The organism is Agrobacterium vitis (genome assembly GCF_014926405.1).
Taxonomy (GTDB): domain Bacteria; phylum Pseudomonadota; class Alphaproteobacteria; order Rhizobiales; family Rhizobiaceae; genus Allorhizobium; species Allorhizobium vitis_H.
The window spans coordinates 57579-82813 of record NZ_JACXXJ020000002.1; the positions used below are offsets into that span (position 1 = coordinate 57579).

General features: G+C 52.7%; 18 protein-coding genes and 3 pseudogenes. 7 read left to right on the forward strand and 14 right to left on the reverse strand.

All coding sequences use genetic code 11. The annotated features are described in order from the left end of the window. The first annotated feature begins 80 nt into the window (after positions 1-80). Positions 81-1484 (forward strand): indoleacetamide hydrolase, encoded by a 1404-nt coding sequence (gene iaaH / locus IEI95_RS01125; protein WP_070167543.1) that lies wholly within the window; start codon positions 81-83, stop codon positions 1482-1484. A gap of 484 nt (positions 1485-1968) precedes the next feature. Here iaaH and IEI95_RS01130 read toward each other — a convergent pair whose 3' ends face one another. Continuing rightward, positions 1969-2652, reverse strand: a complete 684-nt coding sequence (locus IEI95_RS01130; protein WP_070167544.1) for a RolB family protein — start codon at positions 2650-2652, stop codon at positions 1969-1971. 605 nt (positions 2653-3257) lie between these two features. On the opposite strand from IEI95_RS01130, the gene IEI95_RS01135 reads away from it, so the two are divergent. Beyond that, positions 3258-4514 (forward strand): glycerophosphodiester phosphodiesterase family protein, encoded by a 1257-nt coding sequence (locus IEI95_RS01135; RefSeq protein WP_081344251.1) that lies wholly within the window; start codon positions 3258-3260, stop codon positions 4512-4514. Between the two features lie 292 nt (positions 4515-4806). Here IEI95_RS01135 and IEI95_RS29690 read toward each other — a convergent pair whose 3' ends face one another. Together IEI95_RS29690 and IEI95_RS01145 are read right to left on the reverse strand one after the other, a co-directional pair. Beyond that, positions 4807-5112 carry a hypothetical protein gene (locus IEI95_RS29690; protein ID WP_070147012.1) on the reverse strand — a complete coding sequence of 102 codons (306 nt, stop codon included), beginning with the start codon at positions 5110-5112 and terminating at the stop codon, positions 4807-4809. Next, positions 5112-5327, reverse strand: a pseudogene (locus IEI95_RS01145) (transposase domain-containing protein); the annotation flags it as partial. The gene IEI95_RS29690 and the pseudogene IEI95_RS01145, both read right to left, overlap by 1 nt. A gap of 76 nt (positions 5328-5403) precedes the next feature. Between IEI95_RS01145 and IEI95_RS01150 the strand changes: the two are divergent. After that, positions 5404-6523, forward strand: a pseudogene (locus IEI95_RS01150) (IS110 family RNA-guided transposase). Positions 6524-7048: 525 nt separating this feature from the next. Here the strand turns inward: IEI95_RS01150 and IEI95_RS01155 are convergent. After that, positions 7049-7282 carry a transposase gene (locus IEI95_RS01155; RefSeq protein WP_071202246.1) on the reverse strand — a complete coding sequence of 78 codons (234 nt, stop codon included), beginning with the start codon at positions 7280-7282 and terminating at the stop codon, positions 7049-7051. A 219-nt stretch (positions 7283-7501) separates the two neighbouring features. Between IEI95_RS01155 and IEI95_RS29210 the strand changes: the two are divergent. After that, positions 7502-7678 (forward strand): annotated as a pseudogene (locus IEI95_RS29210) (IS110 family transposase); the annotation flags it as partial. Between the two features lie 365 nt (positions 7679-8043). Beyond that, positions 8044-8325, forward strand: a complete 282-nt coding sequence (locus IEI95_RS01160; protein ID WP_060716591.1) for a hypothetical protein — start codon at positions 8044-8046, stop codon at positions 8323-8325. Here the strand turns inward: IEI95_RS01160 and IEI95_RS01165 are convergent. The 8 genes from IEI95_RS01165 to virD1 all read right to left on the reverse strand — a co-directional run bounded on the left by IEI95_RS01165 (position 8322) and on the right by virD1 (position 21553). Next, entirely contained in the window at positions 8322-10139 is a 1818-nt protein-coding gene (locus IEI95_RS01165; protein ID WP_060716590.1) for a hypothetical protein, read from the reverse strand. The two genes, IEI95_RS01160 and IEI95_RS01165, sit on opposite strands and share 4 nt — an antisense overlap. Positions 10140-10206: 67 nt before the next feature. Next, a complete protein-coding gene (locus IEI95_RS01170; RefSeq protein ID WP_194415667.1) occupies positions 10207-11808 on the reverse strand; it encodes a VirE2 family protein in 1602 nt (533 codons plus the stop codon). A 13-nt stretch (positions 11809-11821) separates the two neighbouring features. Further along, the gene (locus tag IEI95_RS01175; protein WP_060716588.1) at positions 11822-12010 is read right to left on the reverse strand and encodes a hypothetical protein; all 189 of its coding nucleotides are present in this window, start codon (positions 12008-12010) and stop codon (positions 11822-11824) included. Positions 12011-12432: 422 nt separating this feature from the next. Further along, a complete protein-coding gene (locus IEI95_RS01180; RefSeq protein WP_194415669.1) occupies positions 12433-14946 on the reverse strand; it encodes a virA/G regulated protein in 2514 nt (837 codons plus the stop codon). Between the two features lie 102 nt (positions 14947-15048). Further along, positions 15049-17049: a type IV secretion system ATPase VirD4 gene (gene virD4 / locus IEI95_RS01185; RefSeq protein WP_060716586.1), complete on the reverse strand. Its 2001-nt coding sequence runs from the start codon at positions 17047-17049 to the stop codon at positions 15049-15051. Between the two features lie 60 nt (positions 17050-17109). Then, a complete protein-coding gene (locus IEI95_RS01190; RefSeq protein WP_060716585.1) occupies positions 17110-19488 on the reverse strand; it encodes a hypothetical protein in 2379 nt (792 codons plus the stop codon). 325 nt (positions 19489-19813) lie between these two features. Continuing rightward, positions 19814-21076: a relaxase/mobilization nuclease domain-containing protein gene (locus IEI95_RS01195; protein WP_081088915.1), complete on the reverse strand. Its 1263-nt coding sequence runs from the start codon at positions 21074-21076 to the stop codon at positions 19814-19816. 27 nt (positions 21077-21103) lie between these two features. Beyond that, complete coding sequence (gene virD1, locus IEI95_RS01200; RefSeq protein ID WP_060716583.1) at positions 21104-21553, reverse strand: T-DNA border endonuclease subunit VirD1; 450 nt, start codon at positions 21551-21553, stop codon at positions 21104-21106. A gap of 261 nt (positions 21554-21814) precedes the next feature. Between virD1 and IEI95_RS01205 the strand changes: the two genes are divergently transcribed. Beyond that, the gene (locus tag IEI95_RS01205; protein WP_060716582.1) at positions 21815-22510 is read left to right on the forward strand and encodes a conjugal transfer ATPase VirC1; all 696 of its coding nucleotides are present in this window, start codon (positions 21815-21817) and stop codon (positions 22508-22510) included. Between the two features lie 2 nt (positions 22511-22512). Next, positions 22513-23115, forward strand: a complete 603-nt coding sequence (locus tag IEI95_RS01210) for a conjugal transfer protein VirC2 (RefSeq protein WP_070149663.1) — start codon at positions 22513-22515, stop codon at positions 23113-23115. A gap of 132 nt (positions 23116-23247) precedes the next feature. On the opposite strand, the gene virG is transcribed toward IEI95_RS01210, so the two are convergent. Further along, positions 23248-23973 carry a two-component system response regulator VirG gene (virG, locus tag IEI95_RS01215; protein ID WP_081341753.1) on the reverse strand — a complete coding sequence of 242 codons (726 nt, stop codon included), beginning with the start codon at positions 23971-23973 and terminating at the stop codon, positions 23248-23250. A gap of 223 nt (positions 23974-24196) precedes the next feature. After that, positions 24197-25231: a P-type DNA transfer ATPase VirB11 gene (virB11, locus tag IEI95_RS01220; RefSeq protein WP_060716580.1), complete on the reverse strand. Its 1035-nt coding sequence runs from the start codon at positions 25229-25231 to the stop codon at positions 24197-24199. Between the last annotated feature and the right edge of the window lie 4 nt (positions 25232-25235).

Genomic DNA, 25235 nt, shown 5'->3' on the forward strand with positions numbered 1-25235 from the left:
TCCAATAATCGCGCAATTTGGGCCCAAGCGCGGTATATTTATTTGATCTGAAATGGGCTTAAAATCCCCAATCCAGAAAGATGGTGCCCATTACCTCGTTAGCACAAACCCTAGAACGCCTAAGACGGAAAGACTACTCATGCTTAGAACTAGTAGAAACTCTAATCGCGCGTTGTGAAGCTGCAAAAGCATTGAATGCCCTTCTGGCAACAGACTGGGGTGGCTTGCGGCGGAGGGCCAAAAAAATTGATCGCCATGGAAACGCCGGGGTAGGTCTTCGCGGCATTCCGCTCTGCTTCAAGGCGAACATCGCGACCGGCATATTTCCTACAAGCGCTGCTACGCCAGCGCTGATAAACCACTTGCCAAAGATACCATCCCGCATCGCAGAAAGACTTTTTTCAGCTGGAGCACTGCCGGGTGCCTCGGGAAACATGCATGAGTTATCGTTCGGAATTACGAGCAACAACTATGCCACCGGGGCGGTGCGGAACCCGTGGAATCCAAGTCTGATACCAGGAGGCTCAAGCGGTGGTGTGGCTGCTGCGGTGGCAAGCCGATTGATGTTAGGCGGCATAGGCACCGATACCGGGGCATCTGTTCGCCTACCCGCAGCCCTGTGTGGCGTAGTAGGATTTCGACCGACGCTTGGTCGATATCCAAGAGATCGGATAATACCGGTCAGCCCCACCCGGGACACCGCCGGAATCATAGCGCAGTGCGTAGCCGATGTTGTAATCCTCGACCAGGTTATTTCCGGAAGACCGGCGAGAATTCTACCCATACCGCTGAAGGGGCTTCGGATCGGCCTCCCCACTACCTACTTTTACGATGACCTTGATGCTGATGTGGCCTTCGCGGCTGAAACGACGATTCGCTTGCTGGCCAACAGAGGCGTAACGTTTGTTGAAGCCGATATCCCCCACCTAGAGGATCTGAACAGCGGTGCAAGTTTGCCAATTGCGCTTTATGAATTTCCGCACGCCCTAAAACAGTATCTCGACGATTTTGTGGGAACAGTTTCTTTTTCTGACGTTATCAAAGAAATTCGTAGTCCCGATGTAGCGAACATTGTCAATGCACAAATTGATGGACATCAAATTTCCAACGCTGAATATGAACTGGCGCGTCAATCCTTCAGGCCAAGGCTCCAAGCCGCTTATCGCAACTACTTCAGACTCTATCGGTTAGATGCAATCCTCTTCCCAACTGCACCCTTGGCGGCCAAAGCCATAGGTCAGGATTCCTCAGTCATCCACAATGGCTCAATGGTGAACACTTTCAAGATCTACGTGCGAAACGTGGATCCAAGCAGCAACGCAGGCCTACCTGGGTTGAGCCTTCCTGTCGGCCTTACACCTGATCGCTTGCCTGTTGGAATGGAAATTGATGGATTAGCGGGTTCAGACCACCGTCTGTTAGCAATCGGGGCAGCGTTAGAAAAAGCGATAAATTTTCGTTCTTTCCCCGATGTTCTGAATTAGCTGTTTTCCAAATCTGCGCTTCATTTAGAATTATTCTTGAAATTGATAGAATATTCAGTTCGTCTTTGTCGTTCCCAAAATCAAAACATCTGCTTGATATAATAAAAATCGATATATAAAATTTATAGTTAATGCGTCTTCACAGATTAGAACATGAATTATTTTATAATTCAGCAGTCAGGATTCCCAAGTAAAATTAAATCAGAGAACTCCATAGACTGCACCTACAGTTTGCTTTGAGTGCCAGAACGGCTCAAAGATTAGATTGCGGCTCAAGACCAAATATTAACCAGATATATCCATAGAGAATAGTTTATTATTCATAAAACACACAACAATACGACATCGGCGATTAAAGTACATATTCAAAATACACTGATTCTCTGCATGCAGGCTACATAATTTTATTATCATTACATAGGATCGATACATTTCGTTACAATCGGACACTTTTGCTTCATTCCCGCTCGCACAGATGTGCGTATTAGACCAAGCGCTTCAACAAGGAGGTGAGAGCCATTGACCACCCCGCCTTGGGTGCCTTTTTCAGGCCGTTATCCTGAAAGAGAGCTTTGCCGACCGCGACTATTTCAACACAGAAAGGGTCAGCCCGGGATGGCGCCAGGAAGGCATCGCCGTCGATCTTCACGTGCGAGAAACTTGTGTTCTGAAGCGAAGTATTCGGAAGGAAAGCAATATAAGCATCCAAATCATTTTTTTCATTGTTTGTAATGTGACAGACCTCGTTCTGCCAACACCTCATAGCTTCTTTTGTTATTCCTTGGGAATAGGGTGGAACGGTGGAGATGACCACGCCTTTGCCGGAAAAGCCCTCATAAAATCGCTCGCATGCATACCTTCGCATTTCTTGAAACGAACAATAAACGTACATTAGAGAATCATTGAGTACAATATTCAGGGACATACCTACCGGTGCTGGCAAGCAAGCAACACTGCGAAAGCGCTTGACCACTTCGTCTATAGCTGGATCAATCGGTACATTGGTATCAATGATAGAATCTATCCAGGAGCGTTGAGCAGGTATGAGATCCTGTTGTGCAAACCTAAGATAAGCTCTCCTTGTAGCAAGTAGGACGATTTCAAGTTCACGCCGGTCTTGTATATGCGAGCAGTCGATAACGTTGAATATCGGCCGACTGTGATCCATATCGAACAAGAGGGTTCTTTTTTGAATGTCAATCAGTCTAGGTTGATTATTATACGTGCTTGAGTACCCTTAATATTGGCTACCCGATAGCATCAATCACGGGATTGCGGTTTGAATCAATTGAGACGCACCGAAGCATTTCGTTTTTTAGCTCATCAAATTTATGTTGTTGGACGATTTTTCAAAGTAGGGCCCACATTTCGGTGAAACCGCCGGCAACGGCGCGATGTGAGGCCTGCAGTTTGAGTATTTTGCGCAACTAATCGTATAGTGGGGGACAAACTGACACCGAAAATAAGACACTGACTGATTAGGCGGGCAGTGATTCCAGCTAGGTTAATGAGCCCCACTACATTATTAGTTAAAACTGTCAGCCTTTATCCATCATTTAAATATATATCTTGCCGGTATTTTTATACGTCGCACCGAGTTTTTTGCTTGTCACTTTTAGCTCGAGATCGCAACAATTCAAATTTTGCTCCCGGCAATCCGCTTTAGTTCGCAGATGGCTATGAATGTAAGAATGCTTTGTTGTTTTCTCATCAAGACGCGTCCTGACGTCCCGTTTTTTTGCGCAGGTGCTTTGTCAGCGTAGGCCACACAAGATGGAAGGAACCGCTTGGCCGGCTTGGACGCTTCATTGGGATCTTCCAGAAAACGTCACTCCCCCTGAGGTTCTCGCACGCCATTCTGTCCCAAAGCTTCTAGAGCGGCTCGAGGAGAACCTGCCCTTACAGGTCATTGAGCATAGAGGAATGTTCAATTTAGGGAACCGCATTCAAGAATGCACCGCGAGCTCATTGTTAGCCGCGCTGGGGCAAGGAGGACGTAATCTGAGCGAGTTAGACGTCTGTTTAACTTCAGATAATATCCCTGTGGTTTCTCATGATCTTAATACCTGGCGAGTGTCTGAAAAACTGGGAGATAAATTTTTCAATGAAATTCACTCATCAGACATCAATAATGTGCCTGTTATTATTCGAGAGGTGTCCAATGGGATAATACAGGATAGGTATCGTGAAACCATTGATCATATTCCTTTGTTAGACGAAATATTGGGGAAGGTATTCTCGGCTAATCCAGATGCCACCATTTTCCTAGACGGCAGGAACTACGAGGCTCACGTGATTGTGGCTTGGCTTAGCCACCGACCGGTATACCATCAAAGAGCTGTTGTACTTTTCTACACATTTGAATACCCGGACGGTGGTGCCTTTGTCGACGCAGTTTTAACAGCCCAGCCCGCATCTGATTGGAGAAAATCAATCGCTTTGATGCCCGCTCTTTTTCCTGAAGAACTTTGCCGATTAGCCCGTCTGCGTCAAGTTAGTGAACCCACAGTCGATGATTTGTATTTGGCAGGCAAAGCCTGGATTGATTCCTTGCTGATGCAGGACATGCGGGTTGTGGCGGTACATGTTGTTTTCTCCGAAGTGTCCAGAAATTTGTTGGATCGGGTTGTCGATAAAGATGTCTTGTTGGCTTTCGACTCTGATCAAGCTGCAGTGAGACTCGCGCACTACGTCAAGGAGGATACAATGATCAAAGCTAAACGCCCTCACCTAAAGTTCGCTGCGGTCACCAGATGCTACGACTTCGCGGCCTTACTGAATTCCGGCGAGAGGGCTGAGTTCTCAATCGACATTAACACAGGCAGGGCTCGACCTCATGAGACAGACGAGCGGAAACACATACGTTGGAGAAAAGGAACACCAGGAAATTCTGCAACGATTGCGGACTGGGTAATCTCAGATCGATCTGAAGATGAAATGGCTATCTGGGAATGGCGAAATCAGGGCATCGATCGTGAAGTTTCTCATCTAAGCCCCCATCTGGATGTCGATGTAGGAACGTCGGAATAAAAATATCGAAACCAGAATAATTTGTTTATTAGGTTTAGCAAATCAATGTATTTTTTCGAAATGTATCTGTTTATTTTCCCAATGTAATGAAACTGTGCTTCACATATATTTCCACTTTACACTAAATAGATAGATTTGTTTTAATTATATTCAAATTTTATCATCATATTCATTGGCGATCCGTGTATAATTCTCGAGACTGGATACATTTACAATTCAATATATCCTGCCGCCGCCGCCGCGTCGCTGTGAGCGTCCGGCGAAAGCGTTTTCGGGTGTCGAGAGATGGAAGCTACGAGCCGCGTTTCATTTCATCGGCCATGACGCGGTCGATTATTTCAGGATCGCACTGTGTGTCGATGAGGAACTCGCGGATACCGCCGTCCCACGTCCTGATGTCGGCAAGTAGGCTTTGAAGTTCTTCGATGCCATTCCCGGTCAGACCCTTCGGGCCATCTTCACTGCCATCGCTGACGTAAACCAGTTCGCCCTCGGAGATGTTGTCCGGGTTTGCGGTTACTTCTTCGATCAGTTCGAGGTTTTCGCCGATCATGCCGGCGACTTGGCTGAGCGTATAGATGAACCTCGAGCGAGCCATCAGGCGGCCTCGCATCGAGCTTTTGCTGGCATCCAGTTCCAGGGCAGCAGATCTTCAAATCGGTCTTTGGGGTGATCCTGGATCCGGGTCAGGACATCTGTCAGGTAGAGCTCCGGATTATGGCCGTGCAGTTTGACCGTTTCGATGATGGTCAGGATGTTGGCGATGCGCTCACCGCCCTTGTCCGAGCCTGCGAATAACCAGATGCTATGACCGTTCCTTCTTGCGATGTCGCTCAGTGAGCGCAGCATAGCCTGGTGCCATTTCGGCCGATAGGAGGATGGATTCATCATGACTGACTACGATGCATATATTGGGTTGGACGTCCACAAAGACTCGATCTCCGTTGCCATTGCAGACGCTGGCCGTTCTGGCGAGGTCCGCCTCTTCGGAGCTATTCCGAACGAGCCAGCCGCGATCTCCAAACTTGTAAAGAAACTTTCGAGCAGGCACGGACGGGTTGAGTTTGTACGAGGCGGGGCCGTGTGGATACAATGTCTTTCGGCAAATTGAGGCGTTGGGCTTTGTTTGCCGGGTAGTCGCGCCAAGCCATACCCCTGTCCGGCCCGGCAATCGGCAGAAGAACGACACCCGCGACGCCGTGATGCTTGCAAGGCTGTTGCGCGCCGGAGAACTTACCTTCGTTTGGGTTCCTGATGTCGTGCACGAGGCGATGCGGGACCTAGTGCGAGCCCGGTCTGTCGCGTCTCACGATGCGCGGAAAGCTCGAACACTGATCCAACTGTTTTTGTTGAAGCATGACCTTCGGTATTCGGCCAAGTCATGGACGTCGCGACATAGGACCTGGCTACGCAATCGACATTTCCAACATTATGCGCAGCAGATCGCGTTTCAAAGCTATCTGAATCGACTGGAACAGGCCGAGGCCCGCAAAAAGGAGTTGGAAGATCAGATCGCTGTCATTTCTCAGACATGGTCCTTGGCACGTACAGTGGTGAACCTGCAGGCTTTCAAAGGCATAGGCTTGGTCATTGCCGCAACACTGGTCGCCGAGATCGGAATATTTTCGCGTTTCGACAATCCCCGGAAGCTAATGGCATACCTTGGACTAATTCCTGGAGAGCACTCAAGCGGCGGTTCCGTTCGGCCACGCGGGATAACCAAGACAGGCAACTCGGCCCTTCGCGCCCTGCTGTTCGAAGCTGCCTGGTCCTACCGCGTTCAGGCCAAGGTTGGGAACTGGATGCATAAGCGACGCCCGGACGTCCCGCAGGCCATTAATGACATCGCCTGGAAAGCCCAGGTTAGGTTGAGCGCACGATACCGCAAATTAGTCGGATCAGGTAAGAAGAGCAACGTGGCCATCACCGCGGTCGCTCGCGAGCTTGTCGGCTTCCTATGGGATGTTGCTCGCAAAACTGAATCCGAAACAACGTCGGCTGCTTCTTGAGCAGCTAACCCATAATCAGCGATCGGGAATGGTCAGGGCGTCGGGAGCGGAGAAGGAATCCTCGGGCAAAAATTTGGACGGGTTTATCCTATGTCCGCAGCCAGATCGAGGCAGCCTTCCGACGCATCGTCACCATTGGGTAGCCAATCCCAGGACAAGAGTTTGAGCAACCGTCGAGTATTCCCGGCGCTCTGACCCATCCCGACCGTTACGTAATGCTAAAACACTGCCTGCTTTGCAGGCGGTGTTTTAAAGCGCGCCTCAAACCTTGATAATGGTCATAAGAGTTTTTTCTGCCGAGGCACATCTACCGAACATTCTGCCCATATCGGGGCAGAAGTCGAGATCCATTACCGCTGGCATGCGTTTTACGGTCGGCATGTCCGCCGTTACTACGGCGAACATCGCCGCGGATCGGCAGTCGTCGTTGTTGAGCACGAACCTGGAGTGACGACGGCCGTGGAGCGGTGGATGCTCGACCGCGCGATCTGTGCCGCGATGAAGCTGGGAGAGCCGCAGGTATCGCTACAAGCGCTGACGGACCTTGAGCGGGTACTCAAGGATCATGGACTCAGGCAAGTCTTTTCGGATGAACGACCTCCGCCACAAGCGGATCTGGCCAGGATGAACGTCATGCCGGCGCGCCACCTCACCAATGCGAGCACCGGGTTCATCAGCTTCCGCCAGTATCCTCAGCTTCGCCTCGTCCGACCAGCGCCGCCTGCGCTCGGTACCGGACATGATCTCCATGCGAGCCATGAAACCTCTTTGTTCTGGTATTAATGTCAGCACTAATGCTGGTTCGAATGCCAGAACATCGCCTGATTTGCCCGATCAGCAAAAACAGCTCACCGGACGCTCACGCGTCGCTTGCGTCCGGTGAAGCTTCCTTGCAGATCCCGAGGCAATCTGCCCCGGAAGGCGAAGACTGCTCCCGCCGTCACAGGTACGACGCCGTGAACGGTACAAAGTCGACGCATAAGACGTCAGCCGCAATCGGCGCTCGCCGTATGGTTCAAGCAGCGAATGGCGCAAACGGGCGGCCGACATAAGCAGCCAGCGATTGTCGCTCTTGCCCGCAAGCTACTCGTTGCCCTATGGAAATATATCACCGCAGGCGTGGTCATCGAGGGGGCTATCGTGCAGCCTGCCTGATCGTCCACCGTTCAAATTCCGCCATCCTCCAGGATGTGATCAGTCCTGGAAGACCCCAGGTGGGGCGAGCCGATCCACTGTTTGGCATTCAAAACGCCGATATTTAAGTATGGTATCGTCCACCTGAACCCTGTCCGTCGAAAGCAGGATGTTGGTGCTGCTGCTCATCACAGCGACCGTATATAAGCTGGATCCGGCTAGCTCAAAAGCCGCGTCACGCAAGGGTTCACATCTGGAGCAGTCTATCGGAGAAGCCAAGATGCCTCCCTAATCAACACCCTGATTGACAAACCTCATATAAACAGTGGAAAGGCCAGCTCCTTGAGGGGGCGACAGGCGTTTTCCGCGATAGACCCGGCAGCGGAATGCAAAAAAACAATTTTGACTCCCCATCTGCAATTAGAAAGACCCATCTGTTCAGTGTAATGGTGGACGCCGAGTTGATGGGCACCGGTGTTGACCCGGTGAACCCGGACGAAATCAACCTGCTCTACTACATGCCGCTCTTCAGCTTGGTCGCATGGAAGAACCGCGTACGGATCATGGTGGCGACCAAGGCCCTTATCGCATCAAGCCTGGCAAGGCGGTCTCAGCCCGCAGCTCCGCTGGCGGAAGGCTCGAGCTGCTTGGTATGTGAATCCGTCTAGAGTGAAAAACCTCGTGACGCCGAGCGTTCTCGACTCCGCGAATTTTCAGGAGTGTTGAGCTCCCGCGGTTCGACCGTCTGCGAAGAAACAGGTAGCGGTATACCAAGCAACTCATTCAGCAACGCTTCCTGTTCCGAGCCTGTCAGGTGGTCGACTCGCGAGGGAGATGCTGGTCTAAATTCTGAAAGGCGCGACAATTCCGGTTCGCCGAATAATGCTTGTGGATCGATGGAGGCGTTAGTCAAGCGATCACGTCCCACATGCCCCTCCGAAGGTTCATGGACCAAGCTCTCCGCCACAGAGCTTTCTGGCAAGGATGTACCAGGGTTATCGTACCCAAGCCCGTCGCCATTATGTGCTGGCAGAGTCGGGACTGGCACACTCTGCAGGAGGTTCAACAGCTCCTGGTGTCCTTGATCTAACGCATGACTGTTCGGCACTAACGGCACCGACTGGCCCTGAGAATCCACCTTTTTTGCCGGTTCTCGTACACCGGATAACACGTGTGACGATGCCTCGAGTTTGCCCTGCCCCTCTATTCCCTCCAACTGAAGAGGAGCCGGAACCTTTGATTCCGGATAAGTTGGCGAGAACTGATGTTCCACAGGCTCCGACAGGCTTGTTCCCGCTTGCACTCCGGTTTGATTGTGGTGCGGGAGAATGTGCAACGCTCGGCTATCGTCCAAAGTCACCACTCTCGCTTGACGATCTGGAGTCGGGAATTTGGAAGCAGCCTCGCGCTCCTGCCAAGCCTGCTTATGACGGACGGACTCTGACGCGCGCAGTGTCTGGGCGTCGTGTTCTTGCTCATTTAGCCCCCGCAGCCTCCGTTGAACTGTCACGCCAAGTATTTTTTTCGAAACTTTAATCACCTGATCGCTCAGGTATTCGGCTTCATTTTTATAAAGCTTGCCGAAAGTATGTTTAGTGCCTTTCAGTTCCCCTGTGGCGTCGTCGTAGATCGCCGATCTCTTATTGAACAGCCGCCGGTGACTTAAGATATCTCGGCCCAGTTCATTACCTTCCTTGTCCAGGAGAGATCTATAAGATTTGCTGAAAGTGCCCCCAAGTTTCCGAATCTTTGTATATGAGGTATTGTGATCTTCCGATTTTGTTGAATTCTTGGAAAAACCAAGTCCTTTGCGAGCGATAAGTTCAAGATTACCTTTGTCGTCCCGCTCAAATGTTTCCCGTTTGGAACCTACTTGTCGGGTTAGTTTGCGATAAAGTCTGTTCTCTCGTCCACTGCGGTAAGGCGCAGTCATCTCTTCGGACGTGGCCTGAAACAGCCGCCGGTTGAGCCTGCCTCGGTTGACATACCGTGTACGGATCAGGGTGTCGTTTTCGTCCCGCTCCCATTTTTCCTCAAAACGTCCGTCTCTATGTTTTACATGCTTTGTACGAAGAGTGCCGTCCTCACCGTATTGATGCCTGGTAACACTTGCCCACGTCTTCCTTTCGTGAAGACTCAAATAAAACGCTCCTGTCTCCAGGTTACGCTTCAAAACTTTCATGTTTTTTCTTAGTAGGCCGTGCTCGCGCGTCAATTCTCTTGCGTTGTCAACTCGCAGCCTTTTATTTCCGAGAAGTTTATAGCTGATTTCACCCCGAAAGCTGGCGCCCAACTTGTCGACGAGCCGAATATCCGCAGCGTATTTTTGCTTCTTCTGCGGAGCTTCGAACCGCCCGCGCCGCTTCATTGCCTTCTCTTCCGTAAGCACCGCGTTGCGCATTTGCTCAACCAGGCGCTGAGTAGCGCGGCGCATGTCGATTGTAGGGGATTTCGCGACCGTTTTCTTTGTGATGTTGACCATGACTAAGCTCTTTCAATCAGATGCTTGTGACGTGACAAGTCTCATTGCCGGCGCGGCAGTAGCAAAGTCACAGGCTGTTTTCAGTTTGGCCCCGCGGCCGACTTTCGTAGCTCCGACGGCTATCAATGATCGGTCGGGAAGTGGGCTCTGGGCGGACAAAATCACGTGAATACTTATCGGCGGGACCGCCAAGCAGTTGGGCAGCGTCCTCTGGCAGCTTCATCATAAGGCGCTTATATTCCGCAGCGCTCGTATAGGTGCCGGTCCGCTGGCTTTTTTCATTGCGATCCGCAATGAGCACATCTTTATCCGTCAGCTGCTGCACTTTGTCCGGAGAGAGGTCTCGAATGTCGCGTAGATCCGCGCCAGTCGAAGCAATCACCGCTGCCTGCTCGGTAAACCGTTCAAACTTGACGGTGTTCGCATGGCTTTGTCGGCCCATCGAAAGGGGCAATCCGACTCGGCCCATCAACTGCGTGAAGTGTTCGGGATCGGAATATTCCAGTCTGGGAGGTGTCATATAACGGTTTCCGTCGCGAGCAAGAACTTGAACGCGATCCCATAATTCTCCCTTTTTCAACGCTAGCGCCCAGGGGGAATTGGGTGCGTTGTGCATCAGGAAACCAACACTAACCAAGCGATCGCGAGTCATCCCGCCGCTCCCGTCTGGCTGCCGTCCCATATTGACCGTCGCGAGCGGCAATTGTTTGTTGTGGGCTCGATTCTCTCCTGCAAACTCGGCAAAGCGTACATCCGCGCTGCCTTTTTCCCATGCTTCCAAGTATTTGGAATCATGCATAATACCTGACTTCGACCTAAGCTTGATCTCGGTGTCGTTGCCATATTGGGCCTTTATGGTGCGTTGGAATTCATCGAAGGGTTTATTCGCATAGTTGTCACCTGCGAACCTGTAGACGAAATGGATATCGTTTTGCGGAGTCTTGATCAGAATGTCAGGGAGCAGCGATCCTGCCTGGAATTCGTGTTCATAGCGCTTTTGAACTTCTCTGCGGCCATATTTCTCTGTTTGTATATACCGATCTTCTGGCTTCAATCTGTAGTTTTGATCAAGCTTTATATTTTTATCTGTCTGATAAAAAATATTGGTACCCGTGATACCCATCTCGGCATGAGCGCGATTCCACACTTCCAGCTTGTGTTGAAAACGCGATTTTGTATCGAGTTCCTGCGGAGCGGCAATCCTTTCAAATGCGAGCGGCGGCGGAAAGTAGTTGCCTGCTCCGTCCCTGTAGAGACGGCAGCTCGCATTAAATTCCGCCTTGGTCGGTAGATGTTCGAGGTTACCTTTAGTGACACCGGCGACCGCGTCACCTCCGGTTTGTCGGACAAGAATATACTCATCTGGCCGCCGGTCGTGACCCGGCAATGCCATGTTTGCAAACAAGCTGGATAAATCATTGTGTGTGTCAGCTTGCGTAAGGTGGGAGCTCGTCTCATGCAGACGGGACTCGAGGCTTTCAGTCTGAGCGGAGCTGCTGCCGTGGTCGCCAAACTCGTGGGTTTCTTGGCTACTCACCATCTCGAAATCGTTGGTCGTGTCGGAATTGACTATCTTCTGCCGCTTGGTGGAACCGTCATTGGCAGTTTCGATGCTGTGCACGCCCACTACGACGCTGTTTTCATCACTGCCTTCACTGTTCGGATTCATTATCGAACTCCTTTCAGTCAGCCAGGTCTTCGTTGGGAAGGGGGCACTGATGAACAAAATTCTCCAGCTCGATCATGTCGAGGTCCAACTGTGTGAAACCGCTTGGTTCGTGATTATCGGTCTTTTTCTGTTGGATTTCTCGATGTGTCTCGGGCGACGAGGAATTGCTGCTATTGCTGGGATTGAGTTTGACTATCGCCATTTTTGTTCTCCTGCAGGGCAGAGCCCGGCTCCTGTTGATTGCTGCTCCAGTCAATCACGGTCATTCGTGAACGGTTGCTCTACGTGGCGGTGCCGATTAACTCAGCGACACGGGGCGCGAGTCGTCCGATGGCCAGTCGTGACAGCCTGTTGATCTCTCCGGATTCCTGTGCCAGCAGGTCTTTCCTGCAGCATAATTCAGAGTCCGGATGGAAATCGACAACATGTCGAAACTACCATCCGGGACCAAATTGTTGAACGGGTTTATCGTTTCATCTGTAACCCTCGTTCAGCTTTGCGCGATCTGGTAGTTCTCATACGAAAAGGGCAAACGGCCAAGCACAGATATCTTCGACGCGATTTTCCGGAGAGGATCGGCACGCGGTGGCCTGCAGATATCGGTTGGTCATTCCTGTACCACCGTCAGCGCTGAAAGAGGCTTCGTCGGCCTCGCTCGCGCGGATCATACTCCCGCCGTTCGTCTGGCAACTCAGCCGTATTATAGTGTTCCGCGCTTTGCGACTGAGCTTTCAAAGGCGCCGCCCCTATCAAACTGGCGGTTCGGTCCAACGCGGAGACGAGTTCCTTTCTCTTTTGCCGTACACTGAGCGAGCTGGTCTCAAGTTTCATCTTGAAATCGTACAGGGCCAGGAACTCTCCATAGACTTCACGTTCACGATCGCGCGTTGGCCATTGTCCGGTCAGTGCAGTCTCGCGCGCGAGTACAGCTTCTGTCTGCCCACGAGGCCCAAGATGAAGCACTGGCGGCTCTTGCTCTTTGCTGGGAGGTGACAGCAGGGGATCACGGCTTACCGTATAATTGTAGCTGGTTGTTGCGACACGAATTGGCATAGTAACGCTGTCGGACGATACGCTTTGCAGGCCATCCTTGGCGAGTTGGTGTGCGTAACCCAGTTGATTCAACTGATATCCGTTTGAAGCCGCTGCACCTTCAGCAGACGCGACAGGGTCTGACAAGGTTGCTCGTTGATCTGAGCGATAACTGGAATCATCTGTCCATCCACGCCCAACTAGCCCGCTTCGCCTCCATCCAGTTCCAACATGCTGCCGATGAAGCTCTTTACATTCAAGATAGGCAGGCATTGGCCTTTCGAGACGACGGCCTTCTTTCGTTATGCGTAAAACTTCGTGGACCACCTTAAAGCCAAAAATGTGCTCCGACTCGAATTGTCCAGTCTCGGTAGCGAGCCGCGCCCGTTCGTTCCTACGACTTCCGTATGTGCCGATATTATCGCCTCTCGGGCAACTGGATCGGACTGGCGGAACAACTTGTCCGCCTTCGTCGGACGCTGTTCCTTTCGTACCGGGATTCAGCCCTTGGAGAGCCCCGTTTCCAGTCAAGTGGCTTTTGAAGCCGAGCCTCTTTATCTTGCCTCCGCCATTGAGAGCATGGCCACTGGCAATTGTGTTCTCCCGACACGCGTTCAGTCCAGAAAGTTCAACATGAGCTGCGCTCCGCATCTCCGACCGTAGGCACGTCCCGGGCCCTGTCTGACACGTTTCTTTTGAAGTTTTTTCACATCTGTGGGCCGGTCGATTGAGATCAAGCTTACCCAAAGTGCGCTTGGCCTCACTTGGGGAAGTCGATCGCGAAGGCGAGTTGAGCTCCTCGACTTCCTCAAATGGGTCATGTTCATCGCGAATCCAAGCCGAAGGGTCAAGTTCCAACAAACGCGCGTTCACCACCAAATTCTGCCACCGCGGTTGAGCAGGCTGCCTCCACCTTGCGTATGCCCGGAGTTCCGCGTTTCCCAGCGCAATCCCGTCATAAAAGAAAGCTGAGTTGGTTTCTTCTCCAGGCGCCAAACTTGAGATCGAGGAATCCTGTACCGCAGCGAGGCGGGCATCCAGGATTAGATCTTCCCATGAGGGTCGTTCGGGCTTGTCCCAGTTCTCGTACACGTCACGCTCGGGCGCTCCGAGTGTCACTCCATCATACACAAAGGATGCACGAGCGTCCTGCGCACCGTCAATTGGGGAGCCCAACATGCCCTCCAATTCGTCAGGTGGAAGTTCCTTTCCTGCTTCAAGACTTTCGTTCTCACACGAGGTCCGATCAGACTGGTTTAATTCAGCAACGCGTGCGTTCACGACGAGATCTTCCCATCCGGGCTGCGCGGGCTCCAGCCACCTTTCATATGCCAGGCGTTCCCCCTCACCCAGCGGGATCCCTTCGTACTCAAAGACCGAAGCGCCTCCCGATTCATGGAACCAGGCGGACCTGTCAATAGCATCAAGACGCGCGTCTATTATCAGGTCTCTCCACGAAGGTGGTTCCGGTTTGCTCCAGTTGTCATATACTTCGCGCTCGGGTGAGCTGAGCCTCATCCCATCATAGTAAAATGATGCAGGGACACTCTCGTCTTGGTCTATTGAGCCTTTCCGCTTGCGCTTGGGCGCATCGGACCGGAACTCCGTGCTTCTTTCAGGGGGATCGCGCTCATGCGAAACTGAAGCAGACGGGTGTAGTTCTGCAATGCGAGCGTTCACAACGAGCTCTTGCCACCCCGGCTGTCCGGGCTCCGGCCATTCCTCGTAGACACGTCGTTCTCCTTCCCCCAGAGGAACACCCTCATAGACAAAAACCGACGAGGTCGTTTGTCTGCCATCGAAATTCCAAGCGGAACTGTCGATATCATTAAGACGGGCACTCAGCACGAGGTCTTTCCACGTCGGTCGGCCCGTTTCATTCCAGGCCTCGTATGCCGACCGCTCTGCAGCGCCCAGTCTCATTCCATCGTAAAAGAAAGATGCAGATGATTCTTCCCAGCGATCCGTTTGACTGCCAGATGAGGAGCCAGCACAACGGTTCCTGAACTCCTTGGGACGAAGGACAGGGTTAACTCCGGAGTGAACGTCGGGCGAGGATCTAGCCGACGCGGTGAGCCCAATTTTTGAATTTCCCGGCGGGTTCATGGCGATGTCTCATCAATCTGCAAACTTCGTTGGTCATGAATTCACGAACTGGCATCTAACGGCGCTCACAAGGCTCGATCGGAAATGTCGTCACAACGCATTTCAAGTGTCAGGCGCAATTTCACCGCGTCGCTGGAGCGAAATGATCTGCTCGAGGAGCTCGCGTTGCGCCAATAGTGCTGGAGCTATTTCCGGAGGCATCTCGGACACAGGTTCGGCGGCGGCGGAACCGCTGCACTCGCCAATGTCACCAACTTCGTTTGACCCAGGGTAAACCTCCATCCCAATTGCGACACTATCCTCTCCATCAACCATGGTTTTACTCAGGGAAGTATCGGCTTCTCCATAGTCTGTCGGTTCGATCTGCACCGCCTCTAGCATAGTGGTGCCAGTTGCTCGTTGACTGAGATTGTCGCCAAAGAGATTCGTGTCTTCCGGGAGCATCAAAGATGCGGGCTCGGGAAGGGAACCCGCTTGGCTTTCGAAAATCCGCTTCAACATGAAATCGGAATAATATCGCACCTTCCGGAGTTTGAGAGGAGGCTGGCCCTTGATAAGGACTATTTCGTAGTTGTCGTCGAGCAGGCGGACTTGTTCGGGTCGCAAAAGAGGAGCACCTTGATCGGAGATCTGGATGTTATGATCAAACATGCGAGCTTGGCTGTATGACGTTGAGCGAGCCTGGAACGTGTATTCGCCGATAGCTTTAGAAATGTAGGTTGGTGTCTCGTCGTCAGCCGTAGCCATGAATACCTGCACGCCCGTATTGCTGAGGAAATTTTGCTTGCCGGCCTCATCATAAGTTCCGGTCAAGGCCGACAGACTCTGTATAATAAACATGAAGCGGCCCTTATAACCGGCAATCGTGGTGATTGCCGTTTCCACCGCTTCCAGCTTGCCCAAATGCTTGAACTCGTCGAGGAGAAACAGGACCTCATGCCGTTCATCCTTAACAGGCAGCGTTCGCTGAAGGATTGACACAACCTGCTGAAAGAGGAGGCGCATCAACGGCGCTACGACCTCAAGATCATTTGGGCTGACACAAAGATAAATGCAGGTCCTCTTCCGACGTAGGTCGTAAACGGAAAAATCGGATTGACTTGTCGCTGCTTTGACCAGCGGATCGGCCCAAAGATTGAGCCCGCCGTCGCCGAGCACCGATGTATAGGATGTCAGAATTTTGGTGTCATTTCCTGCCATGTTGTCGAATATGCGCTGAGCCTCTTTGTTTTGGGTTTCCTCCGCGAGTTTAGCAAAAAGCTTGTATTTCTCGCCCGGCTGAGCAAATAGGTCGTAAACGGAACCGATTGTGGGTGTGCCGCGCTCAATGCAGCTCAGGATGCCTGCAACGAAAAGATCCCTTGCGCCGTCAATGAAACCTTCTGCTCCCTTGCCCTTGGCTGTGATAAGATTGGCGGCGAGGCGGCGCGTTTCGGTAAAGCGCCGCTCGGGTGGCAACGCGGCGATATCCAGTACAGGATTGTAGCAGTGCGTTCGCCGCTCTGGATCTAACGGTGAGAACTTGAAAACCGCGTCGCCGCTCGATTTACGCGCTCGCGACGTGAGTTCAAAAAGCTCACCCTTCACATCCAAAGCAATCACCGAGCCCTGAAAGGTTAGCAATGTCGGAATAACGACGCCAACGCCCTTACCCGCGCGGGTTGGCGCGACAATAAGGCTGTGAGGTTGGTCTCCATTGGTTAGATAGCTTCCGAACCAGCGCGGCCCACATATCTTTCCGAAGATGGGGCCCTTGATGCGACTGTATCGCTGGAGGTAGCCGGCGTATCGCATTTCGCCAACCCCGGCCCAGCGAGCAGTTCCGTGATGCTCGGGATCGCGCATCGATAGGAATAGTTGGCACAGCAGTATGAACGCGGAGGTGGCAAATATAATCGCCAATCCGTGATAGAAGATGGGGCTTGCGTATCCCAAATAAGGTGGTGCCTCGTACAAGAACGCGAAAACGCTGAACGTCATCATCGCTTCGCCAGTAAAGCCATGGCGGAATGTTGCATAGAGACTTGCCGCGCAAAACCCAGCGACCAGTGAACATACTATGCTTATAGCTAGGCGTATTGGCGTGTACTTGCCTGAATTCATCACGTGACCACGCTTCGATCCCCTATCGGAAAGGGCAACTTGTTGTGCGGATAGCTGAAACTACCGCCCATAGTCTTCACGCATACGGGATTCCCTCGTATCAAGCGGCGCGTCGCGGCTGTGTCCGCTGCGACCCACGGATTGCGCCCCGGTGCGATCGGTAGGTTGCGCGCGATTTGCGCCGGGCATGATGTCGCGGACATTTTTTACGCTTGAAGTTTCAGGGTTATCGGCGTGGTCGAAGACATGAGCGGGATGTATGAACTTGGCAAAAAGGTCTTCGGCGCCATCCGCCGCTCTGGAATTATACGTCGCCGGCGTCATGTAAGCGTTGTCTGGTGATTTGAGCCAAACATTCTCCGTGCCATACGTGTTCGTCACAGTGGCAAGTTTTTCCAGCCTGAGGAGCTTTGGCCAAAACGCAAAGAAGGTTCCACCACGATGCTGAACCATCACCTCCGGATTGTGCACACCTGCCTGTAGCGGGAACTCATAGTCATGATCGCTGACTCGTGGTCCAGCAGGTGTATTATAGTGATATTGCCTATCGGTCTTCAGCCTGCTGAAAGTGTTCTCGGAAAGACCGAGCGCCTTCATTCGTTCGAGATACTTTTGGGGACCGAGATGCAAAAGAAGCTGATTTCGGGGCATATAAGATGTTTGTGCGCCATCCACTTTTTTGACCAGGATCACACTGTTGTCCAAGTCCTCCGCAATGGGCCACTTCCCTTTTCTTTCAAATATTTGTCGGCATGTCTCAAAGAGCACGACATGCTCCCACGGATGGGGCCACGGGGGAACTGGCTCGTTCCCGATCAGCAGGTTATCACCAATATGTTCAGCATCAAAAATCGTATGGGTTGACGGGTGCCGCGGCTGGTAAGCTTGGGACGTGCTGAGGTCTGGCCGAACCTCATCTCCTAACGCGACCTTTTGTTTCCCCTTTTCAAAAGCTATGTTAACACGCGATGCTTCGCTGATATGCGAGGGCTCTACGGTGCTCAAGCCAGGAAGGTCCTTGCGGATCGCTTGTGATGATCCAGGCGCGCGTTCGATGCTCGTTTCCGGGGCAATAGTGGGCGAACCCACTTTCTCGAAAGCCTCATTCAAGCTGACCCCATGGAAATCGCCTGTAACATCCCGCGCGGAGCGAGGTCTCTTGGAATGCGTTTCAGATAGTGCGTCGATCCTAGCCAGTTCCTCGTCGGTCAAATCGGGGAAGTCATCGGATTTTGCTTCTGGTGGGCTAAATTCAAGCCGAGAACCCTCCCGATGGACCGCAGGGCTTGCACGCAGCTCGTCGGCACCCGCAGCAAAATCCACTCGCGAGAGAACATTATCCGGCATGACCGGATGAATATTGGGTGCAACATCCCGTTTCGAAGTGGTGCGAGGTTCAGATAGTGCGTCGATTCTCGCCAGTTCCTCATCGGTCAAATCGGGGAAGTCATCGAACTTTCCTTCTGGTGGGTTCAACTCGAGCCGAGAACCCTCCCGATGGACCGCAGGGATTGCACGCAGCTCGTCGGCACCCACAGCAAAATCCACTCGCGAGAGAACATTATCCGGCATGACCGCATGAATATCGGATGCAGAATTCCCCTTCGAAGTGGTGCGAGTTTCAGATAGTGCGTCGATTCTAGCCAGTTCCTCGTCGGTCAAATCGGGGAAGTCATCGAAGCGCTCTTGCCGCGGCCTCACAGCTTGAACCGAACTTTCATGGATCGATCCTGAAACTGTTTGGCCATCGAGCTCGTTCCGCTCGTCGGAATCGTCAGTGTTAACGTCTTCGAGGATTTGGGTGCTTGCAATGCTGGGGGACCCTGCGTCAGTGCTTGAATCCCCAGCGGCTATGTTAGCAGGAAAACTCTGAGTACTGTGTCCATAAGGCGAAGCACTATCGTCAAACTCATGAAGGTCATCTAACCCCGGCCATGAGGAAAGTTGTGGAGTCGACGGAACGCTGTTAGCCGCCCCCTCATTATCCCTGTCGTCTTCGATCGCGTATGGCGCAGCGTCGAATGTTTCTTCAGGTTGCCCCTCTCCTGCAATGACGGTGTCCAGACTTGAAACCAACGTGGTTGTGTCAACAGGAAGCGTCGAAATTTCATGTTGAGGTTCCGAATAACTCTCTTCAATCTCCTCGAGATCATCCAGCCCCATCACAGACGCGTGCGACCCTTGCGACCTGGGCGCCGTAGTCGCGCCTTCCTCCACAGTCAGAGGTCTTGCAATCATATTGATCTCGTTTTCTGAGGGGGCGCGCTGCTTCGCAACGGATTCACTATCGTCACCAGACTGCTCATCTTCGCGTGATCGCTTTGTTCCTCCTTTGCGAAAACGTGACGATGGAGTCGCTTCGCGGCGGCCTTCGGCGGCGTATTCCTGTTCAGTCTCACGCAAGTATTGCCTTGTCGCACGAAGATACCGTTCGCTCATCGGTAAATCTGCAGGTCCGCCCGCGGGAGCCTCGGTTGATCTCAGTGGGATTCCGGCATGGGTATTCCGGACATGGGCTGCTGGCCCCTGATTTGCGGTTGAAGTACCCGGAAGGTCGGGTAGGCCGCCAGAAATTGGTGATCGTGAGAAACCAGTTGTTGTCATGGGGTCCGTGCCGTCTTGTCGGACAGCGGTCGATCGTGGTGTGAGCGGGACTGGTACAGTTCTGGCTCCTGGGCTATTCGAAGTCACGGGAGCGGAGCTGCTGAAGTCTCGACGGAACTCTTCGTCTGCCATAATTTAGTTCCTTTCCACCTTCGATGTCTCATCCATCCTGGCTGCGCCCATCTCTTGCACGCTTGCGAACGCTCGGTTCGGCGTCATCATCGCGTGGACGCTTAGAATTTGGTTCTCCCTGCCGCGGCCGATCGGCTGGAGGCGGCAACAGGTCTGCTGCGCTGTTGGTCTGTCCAGGGGCCCGCAGAGGAGTTGATTCAACAGGCTCTATCGGCGATGTATCCGGATCGTCCCGGTCCTCCCCTACGCCGGTGTGGGCCCTCCCCGCCTCAAGATTGTTCACCCTAATGCGCTTTGCGCCGCTCTGCTCTTCCTCGTCACGGCGAGACCGTTTTGGATGAAGCCGTTGCCGATCGTCACGTTTGCTTGTTGTGCGCGTGACGGGTTCTATTGCCAGGCGGCGAGGACCAGAACGCCCCTCAAGGTTCCGCCCGGTGTCTCCGGCGACACTGGGAGAGCCGTTCTTCAAATTGTGATCGCGCCCATCGGCTTCAGAGCTGCGCGGTTGAGCATCGTAGCCAGACGCCGACTGCAGACGCCCGTTTCGTGCCGAGCCTTCTGGCATATTTGGGAGTGGCTCACCGTGCGAAGAATCGAAAGATCGTTTCAGTTCCCGGTGAGTTCCTCCCGGCGACCACGATTCGACATCAAAATCCTCGAAACGATCTTGTTCGGCCTGTTCGCGCTCGATACGGCGATATTCTGCATACGTGATTGGCCGCTCGGTAATGCCACGTTCTGCTCGCGAGGTTGCGTCAAGAACAATGCCGTGGCGAAGCGATATCTCTGCCATCCTGACACGCAATGCGTCGTAATTGAGGTGGGGGTGGCGTCGGGATATTTTCAGCCATTCCCGCCCAAAAAGCTCCCGTCGGTTGACCACGACATGCAGATGCGGATGATCGCGATCTGTATGAAAGCTTGTAAGATAGTTGTAGCGGCCGCCACCATTGCCTGACCCAAACATGTCGGCCGCCCATTCGCGGCTTGCTGCATGAGCCGACGTAGGATCCGTACCTGGGGGGAAGCTTACGATAATGTGCGTGGTTAAGTCCTGTTGCCTTTGCTCGTCCGGCAGGCTCTCGTCATAATTTCCGGTCTCCAGAACCCAGCTCCGAGCAAACCTGGTAATTTGATCAGGCGGTAGCGGAATATCGAGGTGCCGGGCTGAGAGCCGGAGCTCCAACTTGCCCTTCCTGGAGAGATATTCCCACTGATTAATAACCTGCTGAATGGTTTTAGTTCCGCCCCTAGGCACAATTCGAATGACAACCTGAGCTGGATCGGCCATCCCGCACCCTCCTAAGCAGGCGCAACATCAATGCTGCGGAGCATCTTTAAGCATTGAGCACCCATCTATCCGTCGTCGTGATACGGATAAGATGGAACGGAGCAAGCCATCGAGATCAGCGAAAGCCATACCGAAAGCGATGCGTTCATCTCGCAGAGCCTCCAAATCCATTTCCGGACGTTCGGCATAGGCGGAAAGCAGCGCCGAGATATTGTTTGAAAGCGTTCCTATTGAATGAAGTATTGCCTCCATTTTCTGACGGGTCTCGGCTTCAATTTCGAGGAAGCCGCCAATGCGGCGTACCGCGACTCGTATGGCCATACTGTCGGAGAGCCCGAGCAACCGTGCCTGGCTGGAAAAACTCTCGTACTCGGCCAATCGCAAACGCGCGCTCACGACTTTGAAGCTCTCAATCTTCACACTTTCATACGAGGCGGTGGCGACGCCATTCGAGGTGGGCGTGCTGTTTTGCGACATAGCTTCCTCCACTGAAGGATGGAAAGATCTAGTTTTTTCGCGGAACCACCGCGTTGGCAAAGTCAATAACTAGTGCTCAAAACGATCGCAATCAAGAATAAAAGAGGAATACTGCATAGTCTATCGTTACATCTGCAATTTATATGAAACGAATCTGAAATATAAAATCGCGTGAACCAGCATACCTTTCATGCTATTCGTGAGAATACATGAACCAACAGAAATACAATTTGTCATCACCCGCGATACGGCAGGAATCACATGAAACTACTTACATTTTGCTCATTCAAGGGAGGCGCTGGCAAAACGACTGCGCTTATGGGTCTCTGTGCCGCCTTTGCAAACAGCGGTCGACGAGTGGCTCTATTGGACGCGGACGAGAACCGACCACTCAGGCGATGGAAGGAAAATGCTATACGAAGCAACACTTGGGATCCTCTCTGTGAAGTTTATAGCGCAGAGGAAATGTCGCTTCTCGAAGCGGGATATGAGGAGGCCGAGCGCCAGGGTTTCGACTATGCGCTAGCGGATACACATGGTGGTTCGAGCGAACTCAACAATACGATTATCGCTAGCTCAGACATGCTTTTGATCCCGACTATGTTAACGCCGCTTGATGTTGATGAAGCACTTTCAACTTATCGCTATGTGATCGAGCTCTTGTTGAGCGAGAACCTGACGATTCCAACGGCCGTGTTACGCCAGCGCATGCCGGTCGGCCGCCTCACCGCCTCGCAACGGGCAATGTCAGACATGCTAGAGAACCTCCCCGTCGTTCAGTCGCCCATGCACGAGAGAGATGCATTCGCGGCGATGAAAGAACGGGGCATGTTGCATCTAACGCTGCTGAATACGAAAACCGATCCAACGATGCGCCTCATCGAGCGGAACCTCAGGATCGCAATGGATGAACTCGTCGTCCTTTCACACTTGATCGGCGATGCCTTGGAGACCTGAAAATGGGAATTCGCAAACCCGTTTTGTCGGTAGAGAAGGCTAGGCAGCTTGCTGTTGCTCGAACCGAGACAGTACGGCCTCTCCTGCCGATAGCAGCCCCCAACTTGGCCGTTTCGCAGTTTTCCACCGATATCGATCTGGCGCCGCGTCAAAGTCGGCCAGCCGCAACCAGACATGATCATCCCGATCAGCATCCAACGCCTACGGTCGATGCCCTTAGCGCGCCTGCAGGTTCCGAGAAGGTACAAGTGTTTCTTTCGGCCCGTCCGCCTGCGCCAGATGTATCGGCGGTTTATGACAACCTTATCCGTCAATACAGCCCTTGCAAATCGCTGCAAATGATCTTGCGCCGAGCGCTCAGCGATTTCGAGATAATGCTGGCCGATGGATCGTTTCGTGCCGCGCCGAAAAGCTATCCGGTCCGTGATATCACCCCTGAAAAGTCCATCCTTGTTCAGACCTCCCGTATGTTCCCGGTGTCGCTGCTCCAAGTCGCTCGCAGTCATTTTGATCCCGTGGGACTAGAGACCGCGCGGGCCTTCGGACAGAAGCTCGCCACTGCGGCGCTGGCATCCTTCTTTGCTGGCGAAAAGACCCGCCGTTGACCTCTTAAGAATGACGCGACAGGCCGCCCGAAGGCGGATCGTTTGCAGGTGTGGCCAGGAAAGTTTGTCCCTGGCAGTCGGATCAACCAAGCGAATTGTGACACACTACGATAACGCGAAAATTCGGGTCCGTCAGGCGGCGATTACCCCGCCGTAAGAGATATTCACATCCGCGTCAAAAAAATAGCCGGCACCCCGCGCTGTTTTGATCAACTTTGGGTTTGTCGAATCCCGCTCAAGTTTCCGGCGCAGCCTCAATATGAGAACATCAATGCTCCTGTCATATACTTCCTCCTCACGCACGCGACACGCGATGAGAAGCTGCTCACGGGACAGGACATCACCTGGCTTTTCAAGGAAAGCGACGAGAAGATTGAACTCCCCTGCGGTAAGTTTCACCTCGCTACCCTGTGTGGACATCAAACGGCGTTGCCTGAGACTAAGTGTCCAGTCAGCGAAACAAAACAAGCGCCGGTCTTTGGTTCGCACCACATTGGGTCGCACGCGCAACGCAACACGGAGGCGCGCCAGGAACTCACGTGTTCCAAAAGGTTTTGCGATAAAATCGGTTGCCCCCAGTTCGAGCGCAACAACTTTGTCTGCCTCCTCAAGGCGATCGCCGCTGATGATTATAATCGGAACATCGGATTTTGTGGCCAGACTGCGGACGATCTCAAGTCCGTCTTCACGCCCTAAATTGAGATCGACGACGACCACGTCGACCGTCTCAGACGACATTACGCGGTTGAATTGTTGACTGTCTGATACGGCAGTGACCTTCAACGCGTGGACCGTAAGACACTCAGTGATAAGATGGCGCATGGCGGCATCGTCATCGATGACAAGAACGTGTTTCAACAGTTTACCTTTCAATTCCCGATTCTGTGGAACTCACAGTATCTAGACAAGCAAAGGCTGTACGCATCGTACCGCTCGTCAATTTTCTCTCGCTATACGGATACTTCGGCAAATTTTCGGCTAAACCGCGCATGACAATGCTAACGGCTTGTTTCAGTTTGATGACAAAGGTTGCTCCGACTTGACGCTGCAAAAGGCGGAGCCAGGATTTTGGCATGGATATCTAGTGCTGGTTTAGAAGATCTCCTATCGTTTCGCCGCGCCGGCGGGCATCGGCCGCGAGCCATATTTCGCCAACTTCGTAGACATCGCAGTAGGCGCGGAACGGGACGATGACATCAATTGCCGTTGCGAGCATGTCGATTAGCGTGCGATCTTCCAAGCTGGCCCCCTGGGCGCTGCTCTTCACCAGCGAAAACAGCTTTTTGAAGCCTTGGACGGGATTTGCCCCATGTATGGTTGAAATCGACCCGGGATGTCCTGAGACGACTTCACTCAGGTAGGCCCACGCGGCATCGTCACGCATCTCACCCAGCAGTATTCGATCAGGCCGCATCCGAAGACTTGCCTGGAGCAGTTGTTCCGCAGTCACAGCACCCAGTCCGACCCCATTCTTGGAGTAGAGCAGCCTGACATGATTCTCATGGGGAATGACGAGTTCGAGCGTATCTTCAATGGTGATCAGCCTTTCTTGCGGCGGAATAGCACTGATCAAGGTCTTGCTCATTGTTGTCTTGCCACTTCCAGTGGGACCGCAAAGCAACATTGTCAACTTACCGACGACGCATGCACGCAAGAATGATTCCAGATCGCCGCTGTCGTAGTGTCGAAGAATATCTTCGTCTTGTCGATCTTGGCACGTTTTCCGCATCCGCCACTTGTTCCACTGGCGAGCATCGTAACGAGACGAGACTTCGCCCAGTCCCGAAACGCGAATGCTTGGCCGTCGAATCGTCAAGCTCACCGTGTCCGATGGGACCGTTGGCGGCAAACAAATTTGTATTCGTTCGCCGCCGGGGAGTTCAGCGGCGCAAAGAGGATTGCGCGGGCCGACATCTTGTTTGCGCGATGCGCCCGCTAAAATGGCGATATCTTCGAGATCATCATAAGAGAGGGGTAAAGAGAACTTAGTGAAAACCCCTGCCTGGCGTACAAATGCTTCCCCAGGCCGATTTATCGCCACTTCTTCAGTCTTCGGATCATCGAGCCATTTCAAGACGGGATTGAGAAGGAAGCGCAATTGCGGATTTACTGCCATGTGT